19 protein-coding genes are annotated in these 26,111 nt (G+C 42.9%); 16 read left to right on the top strand and 3 right to left on the bottom strand.

All coding sequences use genetic code 11. The annotated features are described in order from the left end of the window. Nucleotides 1-23: 23 nt before the first annotated feature. The 9 genes from BM008_RS02540 to BM008_RS02500 all read left to right on the top strand — a co-directional run bounded on the left by BM008_RS02540 (nt 24) and on the right by BM008_RS02500 (nt 13,035). Nucleotides 24-908, top strand: coding sequence for a DUF58 domain-containing protein (locus tag BM008_RS02540; protein WP_091934118.1), 885 nt, complete (start codon nt 24-26; stop codon nt 906-908). Next, nucleotides 909-2,783, top strand: coding sequence for a vWA domain-containing protein (locus tag BM008_RS02535; protein WP_091932745.1), 1,875 nt, complete (start codon nt 909-911; stop codon nt 2,781-2,783). It abuts the gene before it with no gap. Then, nucleotides 2,783-5,233, top strand: coding sequence for a VWA domain-containing protein (locus BM008_RS02530; protein ID WP_177187932.1), 2,451 nt, complete (start codon nt 2,783-2,785; stop codon nt 5,231-5,233). Before BM008_RS02535 ends, BM008_RS02530 begins: the two co-directional genes overlap by 1 nt. 291 nt (nt 5,234-5,524) lie before the next feature. Beyond that, a complete protein-coding gene (locus tag BM008_RS02525; protein WP_091932739.1) occupies nt 5,525-8,176 on the top strand; it encodes a PAS domain S-box protein in 2,652 nt (883 codons plus the stop codon). A 74-nt stretch (nt 8,177-8,250) separates the two neighbouring features. Next, the gene (locus BM008_RS02520) at nt 8,251-8,835 is read left to right on the top strand and encodes a GTP-binding protein (protein ID WP_177187931.1); all 585 of its coding nucleotides are present in this window, start codon (nt 8,251-8,253) and stop codon (nt 8,833-8,835) included. Nucleotides 8,836-9,101: 266 nt separating this feature from the next. After that, complete coding sequence (locus BM008_RS02515) at nt 9,102-10,406, top strand: O-acetylhomoserine aminocarboxypropyltransferase/cysteine synthase family protein (protein WP_091932734.1); 1,305 nt, start codon at nt 9,102-9,104, stop codon at nt 10,404-10,406. After that, nucleotides 10,403-11,875 (top strand): homoserine O-acetyltransferase MetX, encoded by a 1,473-nt coding sequence (gene metX / locus BM008_RS02510; RefSeq protein ID WP_091932731.1) that lies wholly within the window; start codon nt 10,403-10,405, stop codon nt 11,873-11,875. Before BM008_RS02515 ends, metX begins: the two co-directional genes overlap by 4 nt. 118 nt (nt 11,876-11,993) lie before the next feature. After that, nucleotides 11,994-12,356, top strand: a complete 363-nt coding sequence (locus tag BM008_RS02505) for an HTH domain-containing protein (protein ID WP_091932729.1) — start codon at nt 11,994-11,996, stop codon at nt 12,354-12,356. Nucleotides 12,357-12,420: 64 nt separating this feature from the next. Further along, complete coding sequence (locus BM008_RS02500; protein ID WP_091932727.1) at nt 12,421-13,035, top strand: 4Fe-4S binding protein; 615 nt, start codon at nt 12,421-12,423, stop codon at nt 13,033-13,035. A 224-nt stretch (nt 13,036-13,259) separates the two neighbouring features. Here BM008_RS02500 and BM008_RS02495 read toward each other — a convergent pair whose 3' ends face one another. After that, a complete protein-coding gene (locus BM008_RS02495) occupies nt 13,260-13,754 on the bottom strand; it encodes a DUF2115 domain-containing protein (RefSeq protein ID WP_091932724.1) in 495 nt (164 codons plus the stop codon). Nucleotides 13,755-14,032: 278 nt separating this feature from the next. On the opposite strand from BM008_RS02495, the gene BM008_RS02490 reads away from it, so the two are divergent. The 7 genes from BM008_RS02490 (at nt 14,033) to pdxT (ending at nt 23,018) form a co-directional block, all read left to right on the top strand. Then, nucleotides 14,033-15,289, top strand: a complete 1,257-nt coding sequence (locus tag BM008_RS02490; RefSeq protein ID WP_091932721.1) for a WD40 repeat domain-containing protein — start codon at nt 14,033-14,035, stop codon at nt 15,287-15,289. Between the two features lie 228 nt (nt 15,290-15,517). After that, a complete protein-coding gene (locus BM008_RS02485) occupies nt 15,518-16,288 on the top strand; it encodes a hypothetical protein (RefSeq protein WP_091932718.1) in 771 nt (256 codons plus the stop codon). A 17-nt stretch (nt 16,289-16,305) separates the two neighbouring features. After that, nucleotides 16,306-16,698 carry a zinc ribbon domain-containing protein gene (locus BM008_RS02480; RefSeq protein WP_143072246.1) on the top strand — a complete coding sequence of 131 codons (393 nt, stop codon included), beginning with the start codon at nt 16,306-16,308 and terminating at the stop codon, nt 16,696-16,698. Nucleotides 16,699-16,965: 267 nt separating this feature from the next. After that, on the top strand, nt 16,966-18,870 hold the full coding sequence (gene gyrB / locus BM008_RS02475) for a DNA topoisomerase (ATP-hydrolyzing) subunit B (protein WP_091932712.1): 1,905 nt from the start codon (nt 16,966-16,968) through the stop codon (nt 18,868-18,870). Nucleotides 18,871-18,881: 11 nt separating this feature from the next. Further along, nucleotides 18,882-21,392 carry a DNA gyrase subunit A gene (gene gyrA, locus BM008_RS02470; RefSeq protein ID WP_091932709.1) on the top strand — a complete coding sequence of 837 codons (2,511 nt, stop codon included), beginning with the start codon at nt 18,882-18,884 and terminating at the stop codon, nt 21,390-21,392. 85 nt (nt 21,393-21,477) lie between these two features. Further along, nucleotides 21,478-22,374 (top strand): pyridoxal 5'-phosphate synthase lyase subunit PdxS, encoded by an 897-nt coding sequence (pdxS, locus tag BM008_RS02465; RefSeq protein ID WP_091932706.1) that lies wholly within the window; start codon nt 21,478-21,480, stop codon nt 22,372-22,374. Nucleotides 22,375-22,424: 50 nt separating this feature from the next. Beyond that, on the top strand, nt 22,425-23,018 hold the full coding sequence (gene pdxT / locus BM008_RS02460) for a pyridoxal 5'-phosphate synthase glutaminase subunit PdxT (RefSeq protein ID WP_091932702.1): 594 nt from the start codon (nt 22,425-22,427) through the stop codon (nt 23,016-23,018). A 50-nt stretch (nt 23,019-23,068) separates the two neighbouring features. Here the strand turns inward: pdxT and BM008_RS02455 are convergent, their stop codons facing one another. Then, nucleotides 23,069-24,757, bottom strand: a complete 1,689-nt coding sequence (locus tag BM008_RS02455) for a tetratricopeptide repeat protein (protein WP_091932700.1) — start codon at nt 24,755-24,757, stop codon at nt 23,069-23,071. Nucleotides 24,758-25,088: 331 nt separating this feature from the next. Next, the gene (locus tag BM008_RS02450) at nt 25,089-26,066 is read right to left on the bottom strand and encodes an MBL fold metallo-hydrolase (protein WP_218146680.1); all 978 of its coding nucleotides are present in this window, start codon (nt 26,064-26,066) and stop codon (nt 25,089-25,091) included. Between the last annotated feature and the right edge of the window lie 45 nt (nt 26,067-26,111).

The raw sequence follows: 26,111 nt of genomic DNA, 5'->3' as shown, positions 1-26,111 counted from the left end.
GTAACTCAAGCAGGGCACTTGCAATGAGCGACAAGAGACATAACATCGATGTTGAATTCTTCAGACAGCTTGATCGTTTTACCTTTATGGTAAGGAAAAGAGTATCAACTGCATACGCTGGTAGCAGACGCTCCATCCATAGTGGAAAAGGACTGGACACCATAGGCTACAGAACATATAACCAGGGAGATGAGCTCAGGTCCATCGACTGGAAAGCATATGCAAGGTCTGAGAAACTCTATGTCCGTCAGTTCGAGGAAGACAAGTCCCTGACGACACATATACTTCTGGATTCCAGTAAGAGTATGGATTATACTGGTGGAAAGGACCCCAGCAAGTTCGAGTATGCAACAATGCTTGCAGCCGGTTTTGCCTATCTTGTTACCAAGGACAATGATAAGTTCGCCATATCTACATTCTCAGAGGAAGTCGATATCACAAAGCCAAGAAGAGGAAGGAAATACCTCCTCAACACCATTGAGAGACTTGAGACCGCAAAGGTTGGCGGGAAGACAGAGATCAACGAATGTACCGTTGTCTATGGGAAGGCCATACACTCACGTTCACTTGTAATTATTGTTTCAGACTTCCTTCAGGACCCCAAGGAGATAGAATCAGCCATCTATCGTTTTGCAGACCATGACCTGATACTTGTACAGGTACTTGACAAAACAGAAAGCTCACTTGCGATACATGGCCACAGCAGGCTTATCGACCTTGAATCCGGCATTAAGCTGGACACATACATCAGCGAAGATCTCAAAAGTCAATATCAGGAGAAGCTTGAGGAACATATCAACCATATCAGTGACACCTGCAGCAAGGTTGGTGCTGAGTTCTACACGTTCACAACTGACATCCCGATATTCGATGCTTTCTTCCACACCATCAGCAGGAGGAAATGGTAAATGCCTTTCGAGACACCTCTTGCACTTGCAGCCCTTGCAAGCATTATCCCACTTATAATATTATACCTGCTCAGACCAAAACCACTTCAGGTGCAGGTACCTTCACTTATGTTCCTTCTTGACATCAAGGAAGAGAAGAAACGTTTCTACACATCCATTACAAAACTTATCAAGGACCCACTTTTCCTGATACAGCTACTTGTGCTGATACTCCTTGCACTTGCTGTAGCAGCACCATATCTCGATACACAGGAAGCACTCAGTGGAGAGCACACCGTACTTATAATAGATTCATCTGCAAGTATGCAGACCAATGACAGGTTCGACGATGCAATATCAAAGGCAGAAGACTACGTCAGCAAAAAGAACAGTATAATCCTTGCAGAAAGCACACCAGTAACGGTGCTTGAAGGTGAAGGTTCGGAAGCTGCCTACAATGCATTGGAGTCGCTGGAAGCAAAGGCAACAGTAGCAGATATATCAAGTGCTGTTTCAGCAGGAATGCGAATGCTTTCTGACGAGGGTGGCAATCTTATAGTTATCTCTGACTTTGCCAGCTGGAACGGAGATGATCCGGTAAATGCTCTGAAACTTGCAGAATCATATGGCCTTACGGTACAGTTCGTCCTCGTTGGCGACGATGCTGACAATGTAGGATTCATTCAAGGTAGTATCGAAGCTGTAGATGGCAGTTATACATACACAGGAGTTGTCAAGAACTATTACAACAGCAGACAGATAGTAGATCTGGAGATAGAGAACCTTGATAGCGGTAAGACGAATACGGTTTCTCTTACTATTCCTGCAAGATCCACAAAGCAACTTAAGCTTGAGAATCTTGGAACTGGAATTACCGAAGTAAGGCTAACTGATGATGACAGCCTTTCGGCAGATAACATCGCCTACATATCCATCCCAAGAATATCTGACAGGCAGTTGCTCTATGTAACAGATACCGACAAACTGCCATCACAGGTGGCACTTTCACTCATACCTAATATCGATCTCAAACAACTTGAAGGGATACCTGATGACCTGTCTGATTATAGTATAATTGTAATTGCCAACAAGGAAAGGTCACTTGCAAGCAATGAAATAACGACCCTCAGCAACTATCTGAACAGTGGCGGAAGAGCTGTATTCATTGCCAGTGAAGCACTATCATCTGAAAATGCTCAGACAGAGCTACAGGAACTGCTTCCTGTCAGACCACTAGCAGTTGAAGAAGCAGAAGACGGCATTACCCTTGAAGTAGTACAGGAAACAAGGCTCAGTGAGGATATAAAGTACGAAGAGGTTGCCATGTATCAGTACCTCAACGTGACCGGCAGGATAGACTCAACTACCCTTGTAGCTACTGAAGAAGATGTACCGATCCTGGTCTATGGTTCAGTTGGTGACGGCACGGTTGTGTACTTCGGCATCAATGACCTCACAGGAGAAGATGCATGGAACAATTTCCACAACTTACCTGAGTATCCTGTATTCTGGTTCAAGCTTGCAGGCTGGCTCGGCGGTACTGGCAGTGTACAGGAATATAATCTCAAGACAGGAACTATCTCAGCACTTGCAAAAGAACAGGATATTACAACGCCTTCCGGTACAGAGACCGTGAGTCGTGTACTTTATGACCAGAGCGGTGTCTATCAGGTAGCTGGAAAGGAGATAGCTGTGAACCTGTACAATGACAAGGAATCTGATACCAGCCTTGAAGGAGATGATGTCATAGAACGTGCACAGGCAGACAATGAACCAAGCATCGTACGTGCAAGCTCCTACACAGCAAAGAACTATCTGGATACTTACATGATAATCATTGTTTTCGCACTGGTGATACTTGAACTGCTTATAATAAAGAAGAGAGGTGAGCTCTGATGGTACAGTTCGAGAACATCGAAATGCTTGTACTTATCATACCTGTGATAATTGCAGGCCTCTTCCTCATGAAAAAAGGGGCAAGGAAAGGACTTATAATTTCACGCATACTTGTTGCGGTACTTCTTGTAATAGCTCTGGCCTCACCTTTCACACTAGTACCAAGGGTCACAAGCGATGACAACCCGGACCTTGTGATAATCTCGGACGAGACCGACAGTATGGAGCTGTTCGAGAACGAGACATCAGCTGAACTGTACGAAGCACTGACATCCAAGACACCTACATCACTTGTGAAGATCACCGGAGAGAGCACTGCACTGGGAGATGCCATCGTACAATATTCCACTGGCGAGAACCAGATAGTGCTTGTCACAGATGGTAACAGCAATTCAGGAGAGGAACTTGAAGACGCTCTTCAATTCGCACAAGAAACTGGTACAACCGTCTATCTTGTACAGCCAGACCTTGAGGAGAATGACCTGAGCGTGCAGATAGAAGGTGACAAGACTGTCACATACAAGAATGAGAACCAGTACGAGATAGTGGTTTCACAGGCGATCGAAGAGGAAGTCTCATACAGCTACGAACTTTACAGTGATGATACACTCATCAGAAGTGGAAGGGTCACACAGACAGAACGTGAGAAGAGGATAATCGTACCACAGGTAACATTCTCTAAGCTTGGAGCACACACACTTAAAGCAGTTATAACACCATCAAGCTCTGATGTAGATGATATCAACAATGTGTTCTACAAGTCCATCTATACAATTCCAAAATCGGACATACGTACTATAGGTCTTGATACAGATTCACCACTCGGGGACATACTTTTTAACCTCTACGATGTATCATCTTCAGGAGAGCTCAATAATATAGATGACAAGAAGGCAATAGTCATTGACAACACTCATGCCAACTCATTCACAGAGGATGAAGTACAGGAACTAAAGGACTATCTCAACGATGGAAGAGGAATCGTTGTAGTCGGTGGAGATGGCTCATACAATTTTGGTGACTATCTTGATTCACCTATTGAGGAGATCCTGCCCGTGGTCTCAACGCCAACAGACTGGAGTGGAGGCAGGAACATTGTACTCGTTCTGGACATCTCACAGAGTACTTCTGCCCATCAGACACTTGATGATATACTTGGGAATGCCCTTTTCATATTGAACAATGATGATCTCAGAGATGCATACCTCGGAGTCATTGCCTTTGGAAGTGAAGGAATGGATGTTTCAGGAGGACTTCTTTTCCTTGGAACAGCTTCCAATCTTGAAATGCTGGAAGATAGTATCCAGACACTTACACCAGGATCTACAAGTGAAACATCACTCGATCAGGGTCTTGCAATAGCTGAGGAATGGCTGGAAGGTGAATCAGGAGAACTTGAAATAATCATCATTTCAGATGGTGGTATTGAACAATCATATGATGACAGCCTTGAGATCGCACAGGATATTGTGGACAGGGGAGTTAATCTCTATTATGTGCATATCAGGTCAAGTGCACCATCACAGACAGATGACTATGCTAAGTTCTATGCAGAAACATTGATGGATGAGGTAGGAGGAGTCTACTTCCACATTGATCAGGAAGAAAGGGCAAATATACAATTCGAAGACCTTGAACCTGCAAGTGAGGAGGAAGAAGAAACTGAAGCTGGAACCTTCCCGCTCATCGAATACAATACCAGGCATTTCATCACAAAGAACATTGATGTTGAAGGCAGCATCACAGGATATAATGACGTTACTCCAAAAGCCGGAGCCGACAGACTCATCATCACAAGTACAGGAAAACCGGTCCTCACAACATGGAGATACGGTCTTGGAAGAGTAGCAGCCTTTACAACCGATAACGGACAGGGTGGAGATAATATGTGGGCCACACAGATGTATTCCGGCAACAATTCAAAGCTCATATCATCCACTGTTAACTGGGTGATCGGCAATCCAAGAGAGGAGACAGGTGCTGTTGTCGAAGCAGAGGACACATGGTATGGAACCCCTGTGACGATCGAGCTCACAATGTATGACGAAGGTATCCCTACACTGAAACTGGATGATGATGAGGTCGATCTTTCACTCACCGGAACAAATGTCTATGAAGCTGTCATCGATCCCGGGTCAATTGGTATACATGACCTCTCCGGTTATCCTGTTGCAGTGAACTATGCACTTGAATACCGTGACGTCGGACTTAACGAGGAACTTCCATCACTCATCAAGGCATATGGTGGAAGCACATATACAGTGAACCAGGCAAGGAATAACCTTTTGGAAGAAGCACAGGGTAATTCCGAGAAGCTTGTACGCGACAGTGTCAGCCAGAAGATCTACTTCCTGCTGGCTGCCCTTATCATATTCCTCGGCGAGGTCATCCTTAGAAGGATAAGGGAAATAAAAGAGATGAAGAAACTTGAGCAGGAGATCAGGACATAGGTCCTGATCGACTGATATATCCCTTTCCTGCAGGAAATAACACATCGAAGGAAGATGATCTTGCCAAGCCCTATGGTCTTATACGGTCTTATTTTTGTTCCTCATCAATAAGATGAACACCTGTAAGTTTATTTAATAGGAACACATCATAATATAAAGAGTAACAGTTTCTACTTCAGACCATCAGGCAGTGACAATTGTAGTGGGTTGTCCATTAACTGCAAATTAATGTAGAACTGTAGAAAGTGGGAGTTGAAGGTGATCATGAGTGGTTCGCCTTGAAGGGTAGACATGATGATGCAAGACCAGGTATTGAAAATACTGTTCATAGAGGATATGCCAGAAGACCTGGAACTGGCAAAAAGGAAGATACAAAGTAGTGGCATCACTTTTGAATCGTATCTTGCTGAGACAGAAGATGAATTCCTGAGAGGATTATATGACTTCAAGCCAGACATTGTCATCTCAGATTATATACTACCTGAATTTGATGGCATGAGAGCTCTGGAAATAACGCTGACATATGATGCTACTGTCCCTTTTTTGATACTTACAGGAGCGGCCAACGAAGAGATCATAACAGATGCTATGAAAGCCGGAGCAAGTGACTACATATTAAAGGAACGCATAAATCGGCTACCTTTTGCCATAAAAGAGGCTGTTAAGAAAAGAGATACACTTTTAGAGAACAAGCAAACGTTCGACTCACTTCGGTTCCTTTCCCAGATAATAGAGCAGTCCCCATATTCAGTCATTTCTACAGACATGGAAGGTATCATCACAAGCTGGAACAACGGAGCTGAAAAGATATTCGGTTACAATGCAAGGGAAGCTTTGGGCCAGCACATATCAATTGTTTATCTTGACAGCGACCTCCAGATGCTCAATGATGAAATAATCAGTCCTCTGATAACCAACGAGCAGCTGCATAAAAAAGTACGTTTGAAACGCAAGGACGGGAAAACATTCATTGGTTCGCTTTCTTTATGGGTTGTCAGGGACAGGACCAATAGACCAGCCGGGATGGTAGGATACACCCTTGATATTAGCAAAGCCATAAAGGTAGAGGAAGAACTGAAGATCAAAGATCAGGCCATAGAATGCAGTGTTGATGGCATTGCTCTGGTGGACCGGGATGGCAGGATATATTATGTGAACAAGGCTGTCCTGAAGATGTGGGGATTCGATAAAAAAGAAGAAGTCCTTGGCATGAGACCAGAGGACTTCTTTGATGCTGAAAGCAACAGAAGAGAGATACTGGAAATGGCACCTCAGCATGGTTTCAAGGCTGAGATGCTGGCCAAAAGAAAGGATGGCAGCACCTTCCCGATCTGGCTTTCAACAAGCATCATCAGAAATAAAGAAAATGAACCAATAGCATACATGAGCTCACTTATCGACATAACTGAGAGAAAAATAGCTGAAAAAGCAATGAAGAAAAGTGAAGAGCTATACCGACTGCTTGCTGAGAATACACTTGATTGCATATGGATGATGGACATTGACCTTGTATTCACCTATGTTAACCCTGCGATATACCCAATGCTTGGGTTCACACCTGAAGAATGGATCGGGTCCAGACTAGTTGACCATTTTGAGGAAGATGACATCAACAGGATGATGGGATATATACAGATGGGAATAGAGAAACCTGCAGATTTTCCAGGGATCCGTTTCCAGGCAGAGGCATTGAACAAAAATGGAGAGAAGGTCCCTGTAGAGATCATCGGGAAAGTACTGACCGATGATAGCGGAAATCCCATCGCATTACATGGAACTACCAGAGACATAACCAAGAATGTGGTCGCAGAAAAAGCCATGAAAGACAGTGAGGAAAGACTTGAGCTTGCAATGACCGTGGCTGAGCATGGATTCTGGGATTGGGACCTTGAAAATAATGAATTCTACTTTAGTTCAATATCTTACAAGATGCTTGGGTATGAAGACAATGAATTCCCCATGTCCCTTGAAAAATGGGAAGAGATCATGCACCCCGATGACAGGAAGGAAATAATGCCTAAGATCATCGGATCTGTAAAGAAAGGCGATCCATTCAACTTTGAGATCAGGATGAGCTCAAAGTCAGGTGACTGGATATGGATACAGGCAAAGGGAGCAACATTCAGTGACAATAAAGGAAATAACAGGGCTATTGGAACACTTGTGGATATAACCGAAAGGAAGCGTACAGAGGAACAGATGCTACTTGCAAGGATAGCAGCTGAGGATGCAAACCGCTGTAAAAATGAATTGCTTGCAAACATGAACCATGAACTGAGAACCCCATTGAACTCTGTAATTGGTTATTCCGATGTCCTTATCGATCTGAATATCGGAGACCTTACAACCGAACAGAGAAAGTACATCCAGATAATCAACAACGCAGGATACAAATTGTTGAACCTGATAAACAATATGCTTGATCTGGCACAGATAGAATCAGATGGTATGGGACTTAGATTCACTTCCTTTGAACCAGGGAAGATCATTGAGAAGGTTGTCGATGGAACACGACTACTGGCCAGAAAGAAGAGGATAACTGTCAACGTACATGTTCACGATGAAATAGCAGAGATAACAGCCGATGTAGACAAGTTCAGAGAGATATTGTATAATCTTGTAGAGAACGCCCTGAAATTTACCCCAAAGAATGGAACTGTAAGTATTGAGGCGGGAATACGGGATGATGACATACAGGTATCTGTTACCGATACCGGAATAGGGATCGCTGAAAAGGACAGGGAAAGGATATTCGACCCTTTCGTACAGGTGGATGGATCCAATACACGAAGATTTGGCGGTGCAGGCCTTGGACTGGTGCTAGTAAAGGAATATCTGAAAATGCAGAACGGGACCATCTGGGTCGAAAGTGAAACTGATAAAGGCAGCAAGTTCACATTCAGAATACCGATATCCCCCCTTGGCAGAGGTAACGATATATAGGTACAGAGAGAAAATAATAATTAAGTGTGTTATGTGGGAATTCTCATACTTAATAATGTAAGAGGATGTCGAATATGAAAGTAAGCATCATAGGCGGACCAACAGATAGCGGTAAAACAACATTGATACTCGATCTTGCAAAGTACCTTACTTCCAATGGGGAGAAGATAGGTGTTATTGTGCAGGAGACAGGAGAAGTAGATTATGATGAAAAGACGCTCTCTGACCTTGGCATCAGTACAAAAGAGGTTAACAGTGTCTGTATACCATGCTCCCTTGATACTGATATCAGAAGCAATCTGCTGATGTTGCAGGAAGAATCCTCCCCTGATACAGTATTCATTGAGACCGAAGAGACCGTGCTTCCGCATAAGCTCAAGGCAGACCTTGAAAGAATGGCACTTCCCGATACAGAACTACTTCCTGCAATAGTAGTTGTGAATTCAACTGAAGCCGAAACAAGTTCAGACCAGCTTATCGAATATGCCAGGAAGCAACTTGAAGGTGCAGAGATCATCTGTATCGATATGATAGAGCTCGATAAGAAAGAGCATATTGCAGATGTCAGGAAGATGATCCTGGAACTCAATACAAATGCAAAGGTCCTTGAGTGCCCAGTGGCCAGAGATGAGTCATTCCTGAAAATGCTTCTTGAGTAGTTATTCTTTACAAAAAAAGGAATGAGCATATGCAGTTCTCACTGCATGTACGATCCTTAGACCATTGATCGGGCAGTATCCATTACTGTGATCATTAAAAACGTTCATCGAGTACCGGAGGTTGTGCAATATCACCTGAAGCAATAAATCATAATAATAACTGCAAGTAATATTCACTTTGTGAATTATGCGAAACTATATATAATGAAAAGACAATTAGGTAATATCACGATGTGAGCGTGACAAAAGATACAAGAGGAAACAACATGGACGAGAAGAAATATGGACCCAATACCCTTGCATTACATGCAGGGCAGGAGCCGGACCCTGTAACAGGGTCACGTGCAGTACCGATCTACCAGACAGCATCATACACATTCAAGGACGCAGAACATGCAGCCAATCTCTTCGGACTGAAGGAATTCGGTAACATCTATACAAGGCTCATGAACCCTACAACTGACGTACTTGAGAAGAGGGTTGCTGCCGTCGAAGGAGGCATCGCTGCACTTGCTGTTTCTTCCGGAATGTCCGCTATCACTCTTGCAACGTTAGGCGTGACAGGTACCGGGGACGAGATCGTCGCTGCCGACAACCTCTATGGAGGAACATACCAGTTATTCAATAATACATTCCCGAATCTTGCAAGGAAGGTTGTCTTTGTTGACTCAACTAAACCAGAAGAGTTCAAAAAAGCGATCACACCAAAAACAAAGGCGATATATGCAGAGATAATCGGAAACCCGAAACTTGATGTACCAAACCTTGAGGAGATCTCGAAGATAGCACATGAAGCAGGGATACCGCTCATAGTTGACAATACAGTAGGAATTGGTATAGTAAAGCCGATCGATCTTGGAGCTGATATTGTTGTGCTCTCTGCCACCAAGTTCCTTGGAGGACACGGAACATCCATCGGAGGACTTATCGTAGATTCTGGTAAGTTCAACTGGGACAACGGGAAGTTCCCGGGGCTCACAGAACCTGATCCAGGTTATCATGGCCTCAAATACTGGGAAACATTCGGTGATTTCCCTGGAGTAGGCAACATCGCATTCATAATCAAGATGAGGGTACACCTCCTTCGTGACCTTGGGCCTGCACTGAGTCCTTTCAATGCTTTCCTGTTCCTGCAGGGACTTGAAACACTTCCACTGAGGGTGGAGAGACACAGCAGCAATGCACTCAAGGTAGCAGAGTTCCTGGACAGCCATCCTGCTGTGGAATGGGTGAACTATCCCGGACTTAAAGATCATCCAAGTCATGAGCTTGCGACGAAATACCTGAACGGTAAATACGGAGCCATCCTTGGATTTGGAATTAAAGGCGGTCTTGAAGCAGGAAAGAAGTTCATCGACAGCGTTGAACTGCTTTCGCACCTGGCTAATATCGGTGATGCAAAGACACTTGTGATCCATCCGGCCTCGACCACACATCAGCAACTTACAGTGGAAGAAAGAAAGTCCACAGGTGTTACTGATGATTTCATCAGAGTGTCAGTAGGACTTGAAGATGCAGAAGATATCATAGCAGACATCGACCAGGCTTTGAAGAAGGCACAGGAAGCATGAAAAAAGAGAACATAGGTATCGTTGAGACCCTGACCTTCAACCTTGATCATGACCTTGTACTGGAAAGTGGTGCAAAGCTCAAGGATGTTCAGATAGCCTACGAAACCTATGGCAAGCTGAATCCTGAGAAGAGCAATGCTATCCTGATCTGCCATGCACTCACAGGAGATGCACATGCAGCAGGTCTTCATAAAGGTGAAAGCAAGCCGGGATGGTGGGATACACTCATCGGACCTGGCAAGACCATTGATACGGACAGATACTTCATTATCTGTTCCAATGTCCTTGGGGGATGTAAGGGTTCAACAGGACCCTCTTCCATCGACCCTGACACCGGAAAACAATACGGTAAGAATTTCCCGTTCATCACCATAAAAGATATGGTGAAAGTACAGAAAGACCTTGTTGAGCATCTTGGGATCTCGAAACTGTTTGCTGTCATTGGAGGGTCCATGGGAGGAGTACAGGTACTCCAGTGGGCGGCCACATATCCGGAACAGGTGACAAAAGCAATAGCTATTGCCACTACAGGACGTTCATCTCCTCAGCAGATAGCATTCAATGAGGTTGCAAGGATCGCCATCCTTTCCGACCCTAAGTGGAACGATGGGAACTATTACGATGGACATGCACCAACTCACGGACTTGCTCTTGCGAGGATGATAGGACACATAACATATCTTAGCGATGCTTCAATGCACCAGAAGTTCGGAAGACGACTGCAGGATAAGGAAAAATATGACTACGACCTTGGGTTCGATTTCGAGGTTGAAAGCTACTTGCACTATCAGGGCCAGTCTTTCACAAAGCGTTTCGATGCTAATTCCTACCTGTACATAACCAAGGCACTGGATTATTTTGACCTTGCAAAAGATGGATCACTTATCGAAGGACTCAAAGATGCAAAAGCGAAATTCCTCATAATTGCTGTCAGTTCCGACTGGCTGTATCCACCTTACCAGTCAAAAGAAGTCGTTTCCGCTTTGAGTGCCAATGACGTTGATGTGACATACAGGGAAATAGAATCTAATTACGGACACGATGCTTTCCTGCTGGAATCAGGACAGCTCAGTTACATGATAGGGAACTTCCTTTCACATACAATAGTGTCCGATGTTATGAACACTGACATCGTCTCTATCAGAAAGGGCATCAGTATCGAGGAAACTGCTCAAGTGATGTTCGAGAAGGGAATAACACACCTGCCGGTAGTAAGCGATAGTGATGAACTGACAGGAATAGTTACATCATGGGATATTTCAAAGGCAGTTGCACTTAAATGCAAGACCCTTGAAGGTATAATGACAAAGGATGTCCTCACTGTAAAAGGGAATGAGGATATCGAGAGTGCTGCCAAGAAGATGGAACTGAACAGTATATCAGCCCTTCCAGTTGTCGATGATGAGAACAGGATCATCGGCATTGTGGGAAGCGAAGAGATCAACCGCCTTATAGGCGGTTACAGATAAGTTCCATTTCAATTCTTTTTTTAGTACTTCTGTTTTTTTGCAATAATCTGCAGTACTTGAAACCCTTTATATACAGCTGCTGCTTTAGTACAGTACTGTCGAATAATGGAGGTATCAAATGGTAGATTTTGCCTGTAAAGAGTTTGAGATCGAAGCTGTGATCAAGTGTGGTTTGAACCTTACGAAAGCCGAACTTCAGATATTGAAGTACTTCCTGCAATACGGACAGGACTGGCTTACGACAGAAACAATAGCAGAGGAACTCGGACTTAACCTCTCAACAGTACAGAGGAGTGTAAAGAAACTCTTTGAAAGGAAGATACTCATCCGTTCCCAGAACAACATGGACGGCGGTGGATACTTCTTCGTCTACAAGATCCGCAGCAAGAAGGACATCCACGAACTTATCATGGAGATAGTCAACAGCTGGGTCAAGAGGGTTGACAGCGAACTCCGGTCATGGGCGGATGAGAACCAGTGAGACCGGTCCTTATTTACAAAATACCACTTACAATTCATAAAGAAAAACAAAAAGGGTGATAAATGTGCTAAAAATTACTCCATACCTTGGAATTCTCGTTATTATTGTATCAATTGCAGGACTCTGGTTCCCACTTCTGGGCTATTTCCTGCTGCTCGTATTCGCAACGCTACTTATAACAAGTATCTCCCGGGGAAGATGGTTCTGCGGAAATCTCTGTCCCAGAGGAAGTTTCAATGATTTCTGGGTAGGGAAAATAACACGCAATAAAAAGATACCAGCGATCCTCAGAAGCTACTGGGTCAGGATACCTATCTTCATGCTTATGATGGGATTCATGGGTTACAGACTCCTCAGCACCCAGGGGCTGATCAACCAGATCGGTATGGTCTTTGTTATCATGTGCCTTGTTACAACAACCATCGCACTGGTCACAGGTGCAGGCATCAGCCCACGTACATGGTGTACCTTCTGTCCAATGGGAACCGTCCAGAACCTGATCGGTGGTAAGAAATACCAGCTCAGGACAGATGAATCAAAGTGCATCAACTGTAACAAGTGTGAGAAGGTCTGCCCAATGCAGCTCGATGTCCACACCAACAATGATAAGCCAGACTGTATCAAGTGCGGAAGATGCATCACAGCATGTCCAACAAAGGCACTGGCATTCAAAGCCTGAACCAGATTCAGGCACTTTTTTCTATTTTTATTTTTCAGATAGAAAAGCCATTTCTAATCTAAAAACAAAATAACCATACGCCGAAGGCGGCACGTCCCTACTCTTCTTCAAAGAAGCTATACTAAAAATCTGGGAATATACAGCTTATTTTTTAATCTTGTGGGAAAATGCTGGCTTCGCCGGACCCTTCGGGATCGGTAAAGTTATTCAAATTATTCAATTTGTCATTCCAGTTCAGAATTGTCCTTACAGATGCAGAACTCACAGAATGATATATTGGTCTCTGCCTGCTTATCCTTTACAGGACAATAATAATGCATTTCCTTCTGAGTTATCCTCATACCACCCGGAAAGACCATCCCGACCGGATGCAGCGGCTCTTTAACTATGAAGACAAGATAAGCAAGTACAAGAGTTGTGAATCTGGTCAGAGCTTCCCTTTTTCTGTCCTCAGAATAACTTTTGTCCTTTATGCTATTCAGAAGGGAGCCATATTCCTCCTGATCAAGTTCTTCTTCGATCCCGGCATCCCTATGTCCTTTCAACCTGAGGAAGTTCTCGTAAAGGAAAGTGAAATAATCCGATGAATATATCGTCTTGTATGGCTCCGGGACGTGTTCCACAGCTTCCATGATGGCTGCTCTGGCAAGGCTCAGGTCTTCGTTGGAGATATAGCGAGTCTCTTTTTTGAGTTCGGTTAGAAGGTCTGAGCGGTTCATGGTGTTAGGAATAATCTTGGGTGAAAGTACATAAGTGTTTATTCAGTGGAGGGGAATGTAATAGGAAAAAGAATGAAATACAAACTTCAATAAATCAGTTATACTAAATTGAAGTTTTACCATTGAAAATGAAGTAATTCATTTCCATTTTAAGTCCAACTTCAATCAAATGCACAATAAAATAAATATAATCAGTTTACATTAAATATCTATTTACATAAGATTTTAATGTTCATGAACCTATCTACAATTGATCAACAACTTTTGAGTTTATCACCATGCCAGAAAAGAAAAAAGCCCTTAGCATGATTATTTCGTTGTTAGTCATAATGTCCCTGTTACCAGGAATCATCGCAGGTGCCTGGGATTTCACCTCCACTGAAAAAACACTTGATGAGTTACCCATAATTCCCGAGTTTATAGCATTCATATATGATTTTGTTTCTCCTCCTAAATCACTTGAAGAGTTTGAACCTTTTAAGACATCCTATGTAGAGGGAAGTGGCGTGGAAAATATCGATATATCTCCTGATGGGAAGTTTGTTATAAGTAGTACAGGACGTACAGTCAATTTCTGGGATACTAAAGATGGTGACGATTTCTATGGATATCACGTGATGAATGATGGAAGCAGTGCTACGGTAGAAGATCATGAACCACATCGCAACATTATAGACACTGAATTTTCTATGACTGGTAACTATTACCTAGTAGGTTCCAATAACGACGAATCCTGGGCGTATGATGAAATTCCAGCGTCACATCTGACACTTTACAACATGACACACAGCATAGGTGTTGCCAGCAGAACTTTCAGGACGCATCAGATAAACGATATTTTTATAGAAGATACTGCTATTTCCCCGGACGAAACTATCTATGCTGCCTGTACAGAAATGACTGCAGACCCCGAGAGATGCACAATAACTTTCTGGGATATTGAAACTGGTGAAGTGGTGAATTCAATTACAAGTGACAATTACAAAGCAACCTCGATCACATTCACGCCTGATGGAAAATATCTGGTTGCAAGTTTTGCCAATAGTATCAACCCTGACAGAATAGTTTTCTTTGATCTTGAAAGTGGGGATATTGTCAGAACTTTAGAGGAAAGGGCGGTTGCTGATCTTCAGTTCTCCGATGATGGGAAAATCCTTGCTGCAGGTAGTTTGGGTCTCAGTGAAGTAATAGTCTGGGATGGGAGCTCTTATGAGGAAATGTACCGCCTGAGAGGATTGGAACTTCCGCCTTACTCCACTGCACTGTCAAGGGATGGAAAATACATCATGAGCATGGATTTTGCCAGATTGATCATATGGGATACTGATTCAAAAAGAAAAATTGTGAGTAGCAGAAGTTTAAAACTTAATTTTACCCGATCTTTTTCAGCAGGTACATTTTCAGACGATGGCAAATATCTTGTGCTAGCATTGAATGCAAAGAGAGGCTCACAGTATGCTGAACAATTTGATTACAAATCAGGAATGGTCTTCATCTATGATTTTGAAGAGATTTTGGATGCTTATTATGAGTAAATGATTACAATTTACAATCATTTACTGACAAAATCTTCTCATTTTCATGTAGAAATATATACTCTACATAATTATTTTTGTCACAAAAATAAAACTATTATTAATTTTGCTGTGTAAAACTACCATATTAATAACAAATATAATAACGTTTACTTACATGACTAGCAATAACGAAAACAATATACATGTCATACCCACAGAAAAAGCAACAAACCAAGGACCACCACCATGCACCCCGGCAAAACACGACGTGACTACAACGACATTGAATCAACCTTTCTCTACAGGAAAGAGATCATCTTCAGGGAACACGCTGCCAAGCTGGACATCTTACAGGATTCGATCGAGTTGTTGTTCCACCTTACGACGGTTCTTAATGCCGGGTTTGTTGATGAGTTCAAAAGAACAGGTAAACATCCCGAGGGTCCTGGGTCGATAATACCGGTACTCTTCGAGCGAAATAACCACAATCTGATAGCAGCCTACAAATTAGCATGTATCGGCCTGAACAATCCTGCTTACCTGAACCTGAGAACAGTTTTTGAAGGAATCACACAGATGTACCTGCTTCACATGACCGACAGGGAGGCATACATTTTCCATAAACAGCAGCTTGGTACTCTTACAGAGGACGAGGAAAGAGAACTGAAGAACAGGCATCACTGGCTCAGACCATCAAGGATACGTGAGGTCCTTTATACAGGCGATAAGAAAGAACAGGTCGACGACTTCTATATACTCATCTCAAATGCAGCACATCCGGGAATAAAAAGAGCGATCGGTGATTTCGATTATCGTGAAGAAGTAACTGTTGATGTGCTGTCCATTTCCCTTGCTCTGGCAGTTGCCAGTCTTATGGCTATAAGAGATATCTATTCATCCATGATCAATGAGGAAGAAGTTGAGGAGATCGATGATCTGCTGGACAGGGTGATGCAGGAATTAAGTGGACAGGTGATGGATATTAGTCCGAATCATCCTGGTCTGAAAAGAAAATAGATGTTGACAATTCTTCCATGCAGAAAGTGATCATAATGTATTGCAGACAATGTGGTGAAAAGATACCAGAAGGAACTGCTTATTGCAGCAGTTGCGGGGCGAGATCAGAGGAGATGATCGCATATCTGGCAAAAGCATCTGAAAGATCACCGGAAATGCATAGTGACAGTACGTTCGTGATAGTGTTCATAGTCGGACTTGTCTCGTTGCTATTTCCACCTTTGTTCGTTCTGGTATTCCTTGGAAGTGTATTCCTTGTCTATGTTGATGCACAAAAGATAGGCTCTGAACGTCCCGGACTTTGGGCACTGTTCGTGTTCCTTGCGTGGATAATTGGGATGCCGTGGTACATACTTAAACGTGGAGATATCAGGTCCCGGAACAAAATTGCAGATAATAAGGGGACCTGAACCAGAAATACCTCTTATTATCTGGCGAAAAAATAGTAGTAAATAGTTATATTCCTAACTTTTTTCAATCAATTTTATATAAACATTTAATAAGCATGAATGCATACTAGATGCCGTAAGTTTTGAACGGAAAATAAGAACCGAGAGATTTAAAACAAACATTTCTTAGACTGTATTTTAGAGAGACTGTTTAGTGTACGTTTTAGATATATTCAATTAAACATTATTTATGTGATCATTATGAATTTTTCACGGAGTTGTATTTAAATGGGTGAAAAACAGGCTTATGATGCAAGCAATATACAGGTACTTGAAGGGCTGGAAGCTGTTCGCAAACGTCCAAGCATGTATATCGGGAGTATCGATGGCAGGGGTCTTCATCATCTTGTATATGAGGTGGTGGACAACAGTATCGATGAAGCACTGGCTGGGTATTGTACAAAGATAGATGTAGCTATAAACCATGACGGGACCATCACGGTCCAGGATAATGGTAGAGGTATCCCTGTAGGGATGCATCCAAAGTACAACAAGTCAGCACTTGAAGTGGTAATGACCATTCTCCATGCAGGTGGTAAATTTGACAAGGACACCTACAAGGTATCAGGTGGTCTGCACGGTGTTGGTGTATCAGTTGTCAACGCACTGTCCGAATGGATGGAAGCAGAGGTCCAGCGTGATGGTAAGATACACTATCAGCGCTATGAACGTGGAACACCTACAGATGAGATACTGGAAATTGGTGACACTGATACTACAGGTACCAAGGTCACTTTCAAACCGGATGATACCATCTTCGAGACGACTAAGTTCGTATATGAGACCCTTGTAACAAGGCTGCGTGAACTTGCATTCCTCAACAGGGGAATAAGGATAAGCATAGCAGACCACAGGGAAGAAGAAATAGTAGAAGAAATATTTGAGTACGAAGGAGGTATCGTTTCTTTTGTAGAGCACCTTAACCACAACAGAACTACCCTTCATGATTCCCCCATATACTTTGAACGGACAAAAGATGATACCATTGTTGAAATATCAATGCAGTACACAGATAACTATGCCGAATATGTTTACTCTTTTGTCAATAACATAAATACCCACGAAGGTGGTACTCATCTTGTTGGTTTCAAATCAGCACTCACAAGAGTTGCTAACGACTATATCAAAAAGAACAATCTGGCTAAAGGTGACCTGAAACTCTCAGGCGAAGATATCCGTGAAGGATTAACAGCCATTATAAGTGTCAAACTAACAGAGCCACAATTCGAAGGGCAGACCAAAACCAAGTTGGGTAATAGTGATGTAAAAGGAATTGTTGACTCCATGGTTTCAGAGGGACTCTCCGAATACATGGAAGAGAACCCAAAAGTTGCCACTGCTATCCTGCAAAAAGCATTGGATGCACAACGCGCCAGGGAAGCTGCAAAGAAAGCAAGAGAACTTACCCGCAGAAAGAGCGCCCTTGACGTAGGCACACTTCCAGGAAAACTTGCAGATTGTTCTGAAAAGGACCCATCACTCAGTGAACTATATCTTGTAGAAGGTGACTCTGCAGGTGGTTCTGCAAAGCAGGGAAGAGACCGTAAGAACCAGGCCATATTACCACTCAGAGGTAAGATCCTTAACGTTGAGAAAGCACGTCTGACAAAGATCCTAAAGAACAATGAGATCCTTGCATTTATCACAGCTATGGGAACTGGCATTGGTGATGATTATAATGTTGAAAAAGCACGTTACCATAAAGTTATCATTATGACCGATGCCGATGTTGACGGAGCTCACATCAGAACACTTATCCTCACACTTTTCTTCAGGTACATGAAACCAATGATAGATGCTGGTTATGTGTACATAGCACAGCCACCACTCTACAAAGTGAAAAAAGGCAAAGCTGAATATTATGTATATTCTGACAGGGAACTTGCAGCAAAGATGGAAGAGATCGGTGACAAGGGCGTAGGCATACAGCGTTACAAGGGTCTTGGTGAAATGAACCCTGAACAGCTCTGGGAAACAACAATGAACCCGGAAACAAGAACACTGCTACAGGTCACAATGGAAGATGCAGTTGCTGCTGATGAGATGTTCACAATACTTATGGGAGATGATGTTGCTCCACGTAAGCATTTCATAACAACGCACGCAAAGGATGTAGCTAACCTGGATGTCTGAGGTGATAAAAAATGGCAGATAATATTGATAATGAAAATATCCAGGACAATGATCCAGATACACCGGAAGATGAAGTTCCTTTTGATATCCAGCCAACAGATACCGGCGAAAAAATAGTCCCTATCCTCATTGAAGATGAGATGAAAAAATCATTCATGGACTATGCCATGAGTGTAATTGTAAGCCGTGCACTGCCTGATGCAAAAGATGGACTCAAACCAGTTCACCGTAGGATCCTCTATGCAATGAAAGAGGGCGGCATAACCTATGACAAAGCGTACAAGAAGTCTGCCCGTGTAGTGGGAGACGTTCTTGGTAAATACCACCCGCATGGCGATACTGCTGTGTATGATTCACTTGTAAGAATGGTACAGGATTTCTCATTGAGATATCCATTCATAGACGGACAGGGTAACTTCGGTTCAATTGACGGGGACTCCGCTGCAGCTATGCGTTACACTGAAGTGCGTATGGATAAGATATGTGATGAGATGCTCCTTGATATCGATAAGGAGACCATTGCAACACGTCCCAACTACGACGGTTCACTTGAAGAACCAGTCGTTCTTCCGGCAAAACTACCGAACCTGCTTATCAACGGTTCCACGGGTATTGCTGTGGGTATGGCCACTAACATGGCACCTCACAATCTTACCGAGGTCATCGATGCGACCATGATGATGATCGAGAACCCTGATGTGACAATTCCCGAGCTCATGACAGCTGTAAAGGGACCGGATTTCCCAACAGGTGCCACTATAATGGGCAAGCATGGGATCAAGTCAGCCTACGAGACAGGTCGTGGCAGGGTTCAGATCAGAGCTGTTGCTGAGATAGAGGAGATGAAAAAGGACAAGTATAGAATAATTGTCTCCGAACTTCCATATCAGGTAAACAAGGCAAAGCTCATTGAGGATATCGCAGCCCTTGTAAGGGAAAAGAGGGTCATTGGTGTTTCAGACCTGCGTGATGAATCTGATCGTGAGGGTATTCGTGTTGTCATAGAACTGACACGGGGTACCAACGCAAATGTAGTACTGAACCAGCTCTATAAACATACACAGATGCAGACAACTTTTGGTATTATCAATCTGGCACTTGTAGATGATGTACCAAGAGAGTTGAACCTGAAACAGATCCTGCGTATCTATCTGGACCATCGTATCGATGTTATCCTTAAACGTACACAGTTCCTTCTGAAGAAGGCAGAGGACAGGGCTCACATACTCAAAGGTTTAAAGATAGCTCTTGACCATCTGGACGAGGTCATTTCACTCATACGTTCTTCGCAGAATGTTGAAGAAGCAAGAGAAGGGCTCATCTCAAAGTTCGGACTTGATGAAGTACAGGCAAAGGCTATCCTTGATATGCGCCTTCAGAAGCTCACCGGTCTTGAAAGACAGAAGATCGATGATGAATATAATGAACTGCTCAAGCAGATAACTGAATACAAGGCGATCATCGAGAGCGATGAAAGGAAATATAGTATCATTAGAGATGAACTGGCAGACCTGAGGGAACGTTTCGGTGACGAACGTAGAACGGCTATAAAGTCATCTGTCGAAGAGCTCGAAGATGAGGATCTGATCCCTGAAGGGGAAATGGTAGTGACCATCACTAACAGTGGTTACATCAAGAGACTTCCTGTTGATACATATTCCAAACAGCACAGAGGCGGAAAAGGCGTGATCGGAATGGACACCAAGGACGAGGATTTCGTGGTGGACATCTTTGTTGCCTCTACCCATGATTATATAATGTTCTTCACCAACATGGGTCGTGTACACTGGCGTAAGGTCTATGAGATACCTGAAGGCAGCAGACAGGCACGTGGCAAAGCTATTGTGAACCTGCTCGAACTTGGAGAGGGCGAACTTGTAACAGCAATGATACCTGTGAGCGAATTCAAGGAGGATGAATATCTCTTTATGGCAACTCGTACAGGTACTGTGAAGAAGAGCCAGCTCTCCGATTTCAGCAACCCACGTAAGAAGGGCATCATCGCCATAAACCTTGTTGAAGATGATGAACTTGTGAATGTCGCACTGACAGATGGTTCCAGGGACATGGTAATGGTCTCAAGACACGGAAAGGCTATCAGATTCTCTGAAGAAGAGGTCCGTATGATGGGACGTAGTGCCAAGGGAGTTCGTGGAATGAACCTTGAAGACGGGGATATGGTAGTGAGCCTGGATGTTGTTGATGAGAACGCATCACTGCTTACAGTGACCGAGAATGGATTTGGTAAGAGAACAGAGTTCAGTGAATACAGATCAATGCACAGAGGAGGACGTGGTGTTATAACCATAGTAACAAGTCTGCGTAATGGACCGGTGATCAATGTGAAAGCAGTAAATGATGACGATGACATCATGCTTACCAGCTCCGAAGGCATCATTATTCGTATTCCTGCAAAGGATGTGCGTGTCCAGGGCAGAAACACACAGGGTGTAAAGATAATGAATGTCCGTGCCAGCGACAAAGTGGTTGGCGTGGCAAGAATAAGACCGGATGAAGAATAGATGTAAATGCTTTTAAGCATTAACTTTATCTAGTAATCTGAGTAGCTAAGGCATAAAATTCGTAAATTCAATTCAGGATGATATTATGGAACTCGAGAAATTAAGACACGGTACAGAGCTTATCAAACGCGGCTTTGCAAAGATGCAGAAGGGTGGCGTAATTATGGACGTTGTTAACCCGGAACAGGCAAAGATCGCAGAAGAAGCAGGGGCTGTTGCTGTTATGGCACTTCAGGCTGTACCTGCTGACATCAGAAAGGAAGGCGGAGTTGCCAGAATGGCCGATCCACAGATCGTTGCAGATATAATCGATGCTGTCACGATCCCGGTCATGGGTAAGGCACGTATCGGCCACTTTGTAGAAGCTGAGATCTTAGAATCACTTGGTGTTGACATGGTCGATGAGTCTGAAGTACTCACACCAGCTGACAACAGCTACCACATTGACAAGACCGAGTTCACTGTACCATTCGTTTGTGGTGCAAGGAACCTTGGTGAAGCACTTCGCAGAATTAATGAAGGTGCTGCAATGATCCGTACAAAGGGTGAAGCTGGAACCGGTGATGTCAGTGAAGCTGTCAAGCACATGAAGCAGATCCTTGGCGAGATCCGCATGTTAAAGGGTATGAGCAAGGAAGAGCTCATCGCTGTTGCACGTGAGATCGAAGCTCCAATAGAACTTGTTATGGAAACCGCAGAGATGCAGCGTATTCCTGTTGTGAACTTTGCAGCAGGCGGTGTTGCAACACCAGCAGATGCAGCTCTTATGATGCGCATGGGTGCTGATGGTGTCTTTGTAGGATCAGGAATTTTCAAGTCAGAGAATCCTGAACTTATGGCAAAGGCTATTGTCGAGGCTGTCAACAACTACGATAATCCAAAAGTGCTTGCAGAGGTATCAAAGGGTATCGGCGCAGGTATGAAAGGCATCAGTGTTGACTCCATCTCCGAAGGAGATATCTTACAGAACCGTGGATGGTAACCCCATCCCAACTATTCTTTTTTATTCATTTAACTTAAAACGTGATCTTTATGAAAATTGGTGTTATTGCTATTCAGGGAGATGTTTCCGAACACGTTGAAGCTCTTGAAAGAGCTATCGAGCAGCGTGGTGAACAGGCCGAGCTTGTCACAATCAAACACAAAGGAATTGTTCCTGAATGTGATGCACTGGTACTTCCCGGCGGAGAAAGCACAACCCTTGGAAAATTGCTGATACGCGAAGGTATCGCAGATGAGATCAGGGATATGAACACAGCCGGAAAACCAATTATGGGAACCTGTGCAGGCCTTATCCTGCTGGCAACATCCGGTGACGAGCAGGTAGCAAAGACACACCAGCATCTTCTCGGGCTCATGGACACAAAGGTCAACAGGAATGCTTTCGGAAGACAACGTGATTCCTTCGAAACAGAACTTGAGCTCCCATTCCTTGATGAGCCATACAATGCAGTATTCATCAGAGCACCCGGAATAATCGATTCAGGAAACGATGTCAAAGTCCTTGCAAAGATCGATGATATGATCGTAGCTGCTGAACAGGGAAATGTTCTGGCACTTGCATTCCATCCTGAACTTACATTTGATACAAGGGTTCACCAGTACTTCCTTGATAAGCTGTTCTGATATTGCATCAGGACCTGTACTTTTTTTGTTCTTTAATTTACGCCTTATTACTATTGTATATTATGGCAAAGTCCCAAAATCATATTTTGCATTTTGTCCCCTAAATCGTGAGCACCAATCGAATCATATATTTCTTGTGCATTTTCTAAGTATTTCAGTGCTTTTTCAAATTCACCTTTTTTAAAGTATATTATTCCAATATTGCCTAGCCCATTTGCCTCTCCTAACTTACTTCCAGACTCACGATGAACCACAACTCCTCGCTCCAAGTATTTCAGTGCTTTTTCAAACTTGCCTTTGGTAAAGTATATGTTCCCAATATTGACCAGACCATTACCTTCTCCTTTCTTGTAGCCAATCTTACGATGAATATCAAGTGCTTGTTCAAAGTATTCCAAGGCTTTTTCCAAATCACCATGATGAATATAGATATTACCGATACTACCTAATAGGTTACCTTCTTCCAATGTATATCCAAACTCATGATAAAACTCTATGGCTTGTTCGAAGTATTCTAGGGATTTTTCATCTTCATCTTTATCAATATAGACAAATCCAATGTTTCTTAGTTGAATAGCTTCTTCTAATTTATTTTCAATCTCATGATTAATGTCAAGCGCCTGTTCAAAGTATTCCAAGGCTTTTTCTAAATTCTCTTTAGCTCTGTATATAGTACCGATTTTTCCAAGATCATGTGCCTCTCCCCATTTGTAACCAATTTCGCAATCAATAGCTAACGCCTGTTCAAAGTATTCCAAGGCTTTTTCTAAATCGCCACGATTAATATATATGCTACCAATATTGCCCAATTGATTAGCTTCTTCTAATACGTATCCAAACTCACGATTAATGTCGAGTGCCTGTTCAAAATACCCCAAGGCTTTTTCATCCTCACCTTTGGCACTGTACACTATACCTATGTTGCCAATATCACCACCTTCTCCCCTCTTGCATCCAAGTTCACGATGAATCTCAAGTGCTTTTTGATGATATTCCAATGCTTTATCAGAATCACTTTTATCAGTATACACGTTCCCGAGGCCACCCAAAACATTTGCCTCTCCTAATTTATTTTCAATCTCACGATTAATATCAAGCGCCTGTTCGAAATGTTTAATTGCTTTATCTAATTCACCCTTGACGCGGTAGACTATAGCAATATTTCCCAGTGCCACTCCTTTCGCAGAGAGGTTATTTGTTTTTTCCGTAAATTTGAGGGCTTTTTTGAGTTTACTAATAGCCTCATCATAATCCCCTATCAATAGGCAAGAATTTCCGATGAGCATAAAAAGAGCTATTCTTTGATCATCTGTTGGGTTTTGATCTAATAGAAGATTAAATCGTTTTATAGCTTCGTTTGGTTTATTTTCATTCCTCAATTTCACTGCCGTCTCAAACATTTCTCTCTTGTGTTCATCTTCTATTATTGGATAGTCTGCATTGTAATCAACAATATCATGAATCGAAGATTTGTCAAATGATTTTAATATTTTAAGTGTTTCATCTTGTTTAGCTTCAAACGCCGACATTTGTTCTTTATTTTTTATATCTGATTTATTTTGTTTTAGATAAGCCAGAATTGTAATAAAAGCACTAAGTACTCCAATAATTCCAAAAACCAATCCAAGATTATCTTTAAGCAAAACGTAGTAAGAAAAAAAAGTTGTAATAATAGATTCTTTTAAGCTACCACATGCACCAATAATATCACTTGCATTTATTGTGGAATTGTTGGTCATTATACGTGAAAATAAACATTAAGCAATATAAATTTATTTAAAATTTAATTATGAATTAACTAATAACAAATTTACTCACAATATACATTTACCATTCTTTTACCATAATTCAGCTTCTTCCCTTGCTTAATCTTATCCTTAATCCTCTTCAGTGTACTCCTTTCCATAACTCCATATCTCCTAGCTCCCTTTGGAGCTATACCTAGAATATTTTGTTTAATACCTTAATTATAAAATAATTGGTGATGAAGAGCTTAACGAACACATGAATAATCAAAAAAGAATAGAGGGCTTAGAATAAGTCCCTCAGCCCACCGTTCATAGACAAAAATCATCGATAGCTAAGCATGGCATCAGCTACCATCTCAGCATTACGTGGGGTTGCCATTTCGAATCCGTAGTAATTTCCATACTTTGGGCGCAATGCATCAGTTGCATTCCTGGCGATAGCATCGAACCATGCAGGAAGGAAAGCAGTATGTGCATTGACCTTGTCTGCATCGACACCTGTGCCCCATTCGACTTCGCCCATGGCTTGACCTACAGCCTGTTTGAGATCTGAAAGGAAGGAACGGTAGAACTCAATATCTGCTTTGTCTCCAACATTGCCATGTCCACCGCTCAGATAGGTCCAATCTAAACTTCCAAGTTGCTCGACGTTCGCCTCGTAATAAACAAAATTCTCAGAACCTGCAAAGGCCCAGAAGGGCAGTTGGTCAGGGTTAACAAGGTCCGGCAGGTGTGCCACTTTTTCCTCAACAAGCAGCCAAACTCCATGGTCGTCACAATGCGATGCACGCTCGAATCCATGAAGTTCAACGGTAAGACCTTCAAACTTGAAGGATCCTTGTGGCCAGGCTACCGTTTCCGTGGGTGCAGGGAGGGAACTCTTGAGGAAATCCATCTTTTCTGCCGTAGCTTTCGAAGCAATGATCCGCTGTATGGCTCCACCCTCTGTAAAAGTATTGGCATCACCGATATGATCGGCATGAGCATGAGAATACACGATCGCCGTCAACGGAAGACTGGTGACCGATGCTATTGCCTTCTTGATAGATTCCCCCTGTCCATCGAGAGCATCAAAAAGCAAAACACCGCTTTCACCAACATAGAAGATCGTTCCGTAATATTGACCTTGATACCAGTATGTGTGTTCTGTCAGGCGCTGCAAAACATATTCCTGCGTTGAATTCCTTGTAAAAAGCTTGTCGATCTTCTCACCAGGTTCAAGTAGACGAGTGATAGACGGATCAACATAAGTTGCACCTACAGTTGATGGTGCCTCTGTAATAGATGGTCCTTTCATCATTATTTCTCCCATTTCCCTTATAGAGTGCCCGGCAAAGCACTACGA

Source organism: Methanolobus profundi (assembly GCF_900114835.1).
In the GTDB taxonomy this organism is placed as follows: domain Archaea; phylum Halobacteriota; class Methanosarcinia; order Methanosarcinales; family Methanosarcinaceae; genus Methanolobus; species Methanolobus profundi.
This window is presented reverse-complemented; position numbering and strand designations above follow the sequence as displayed.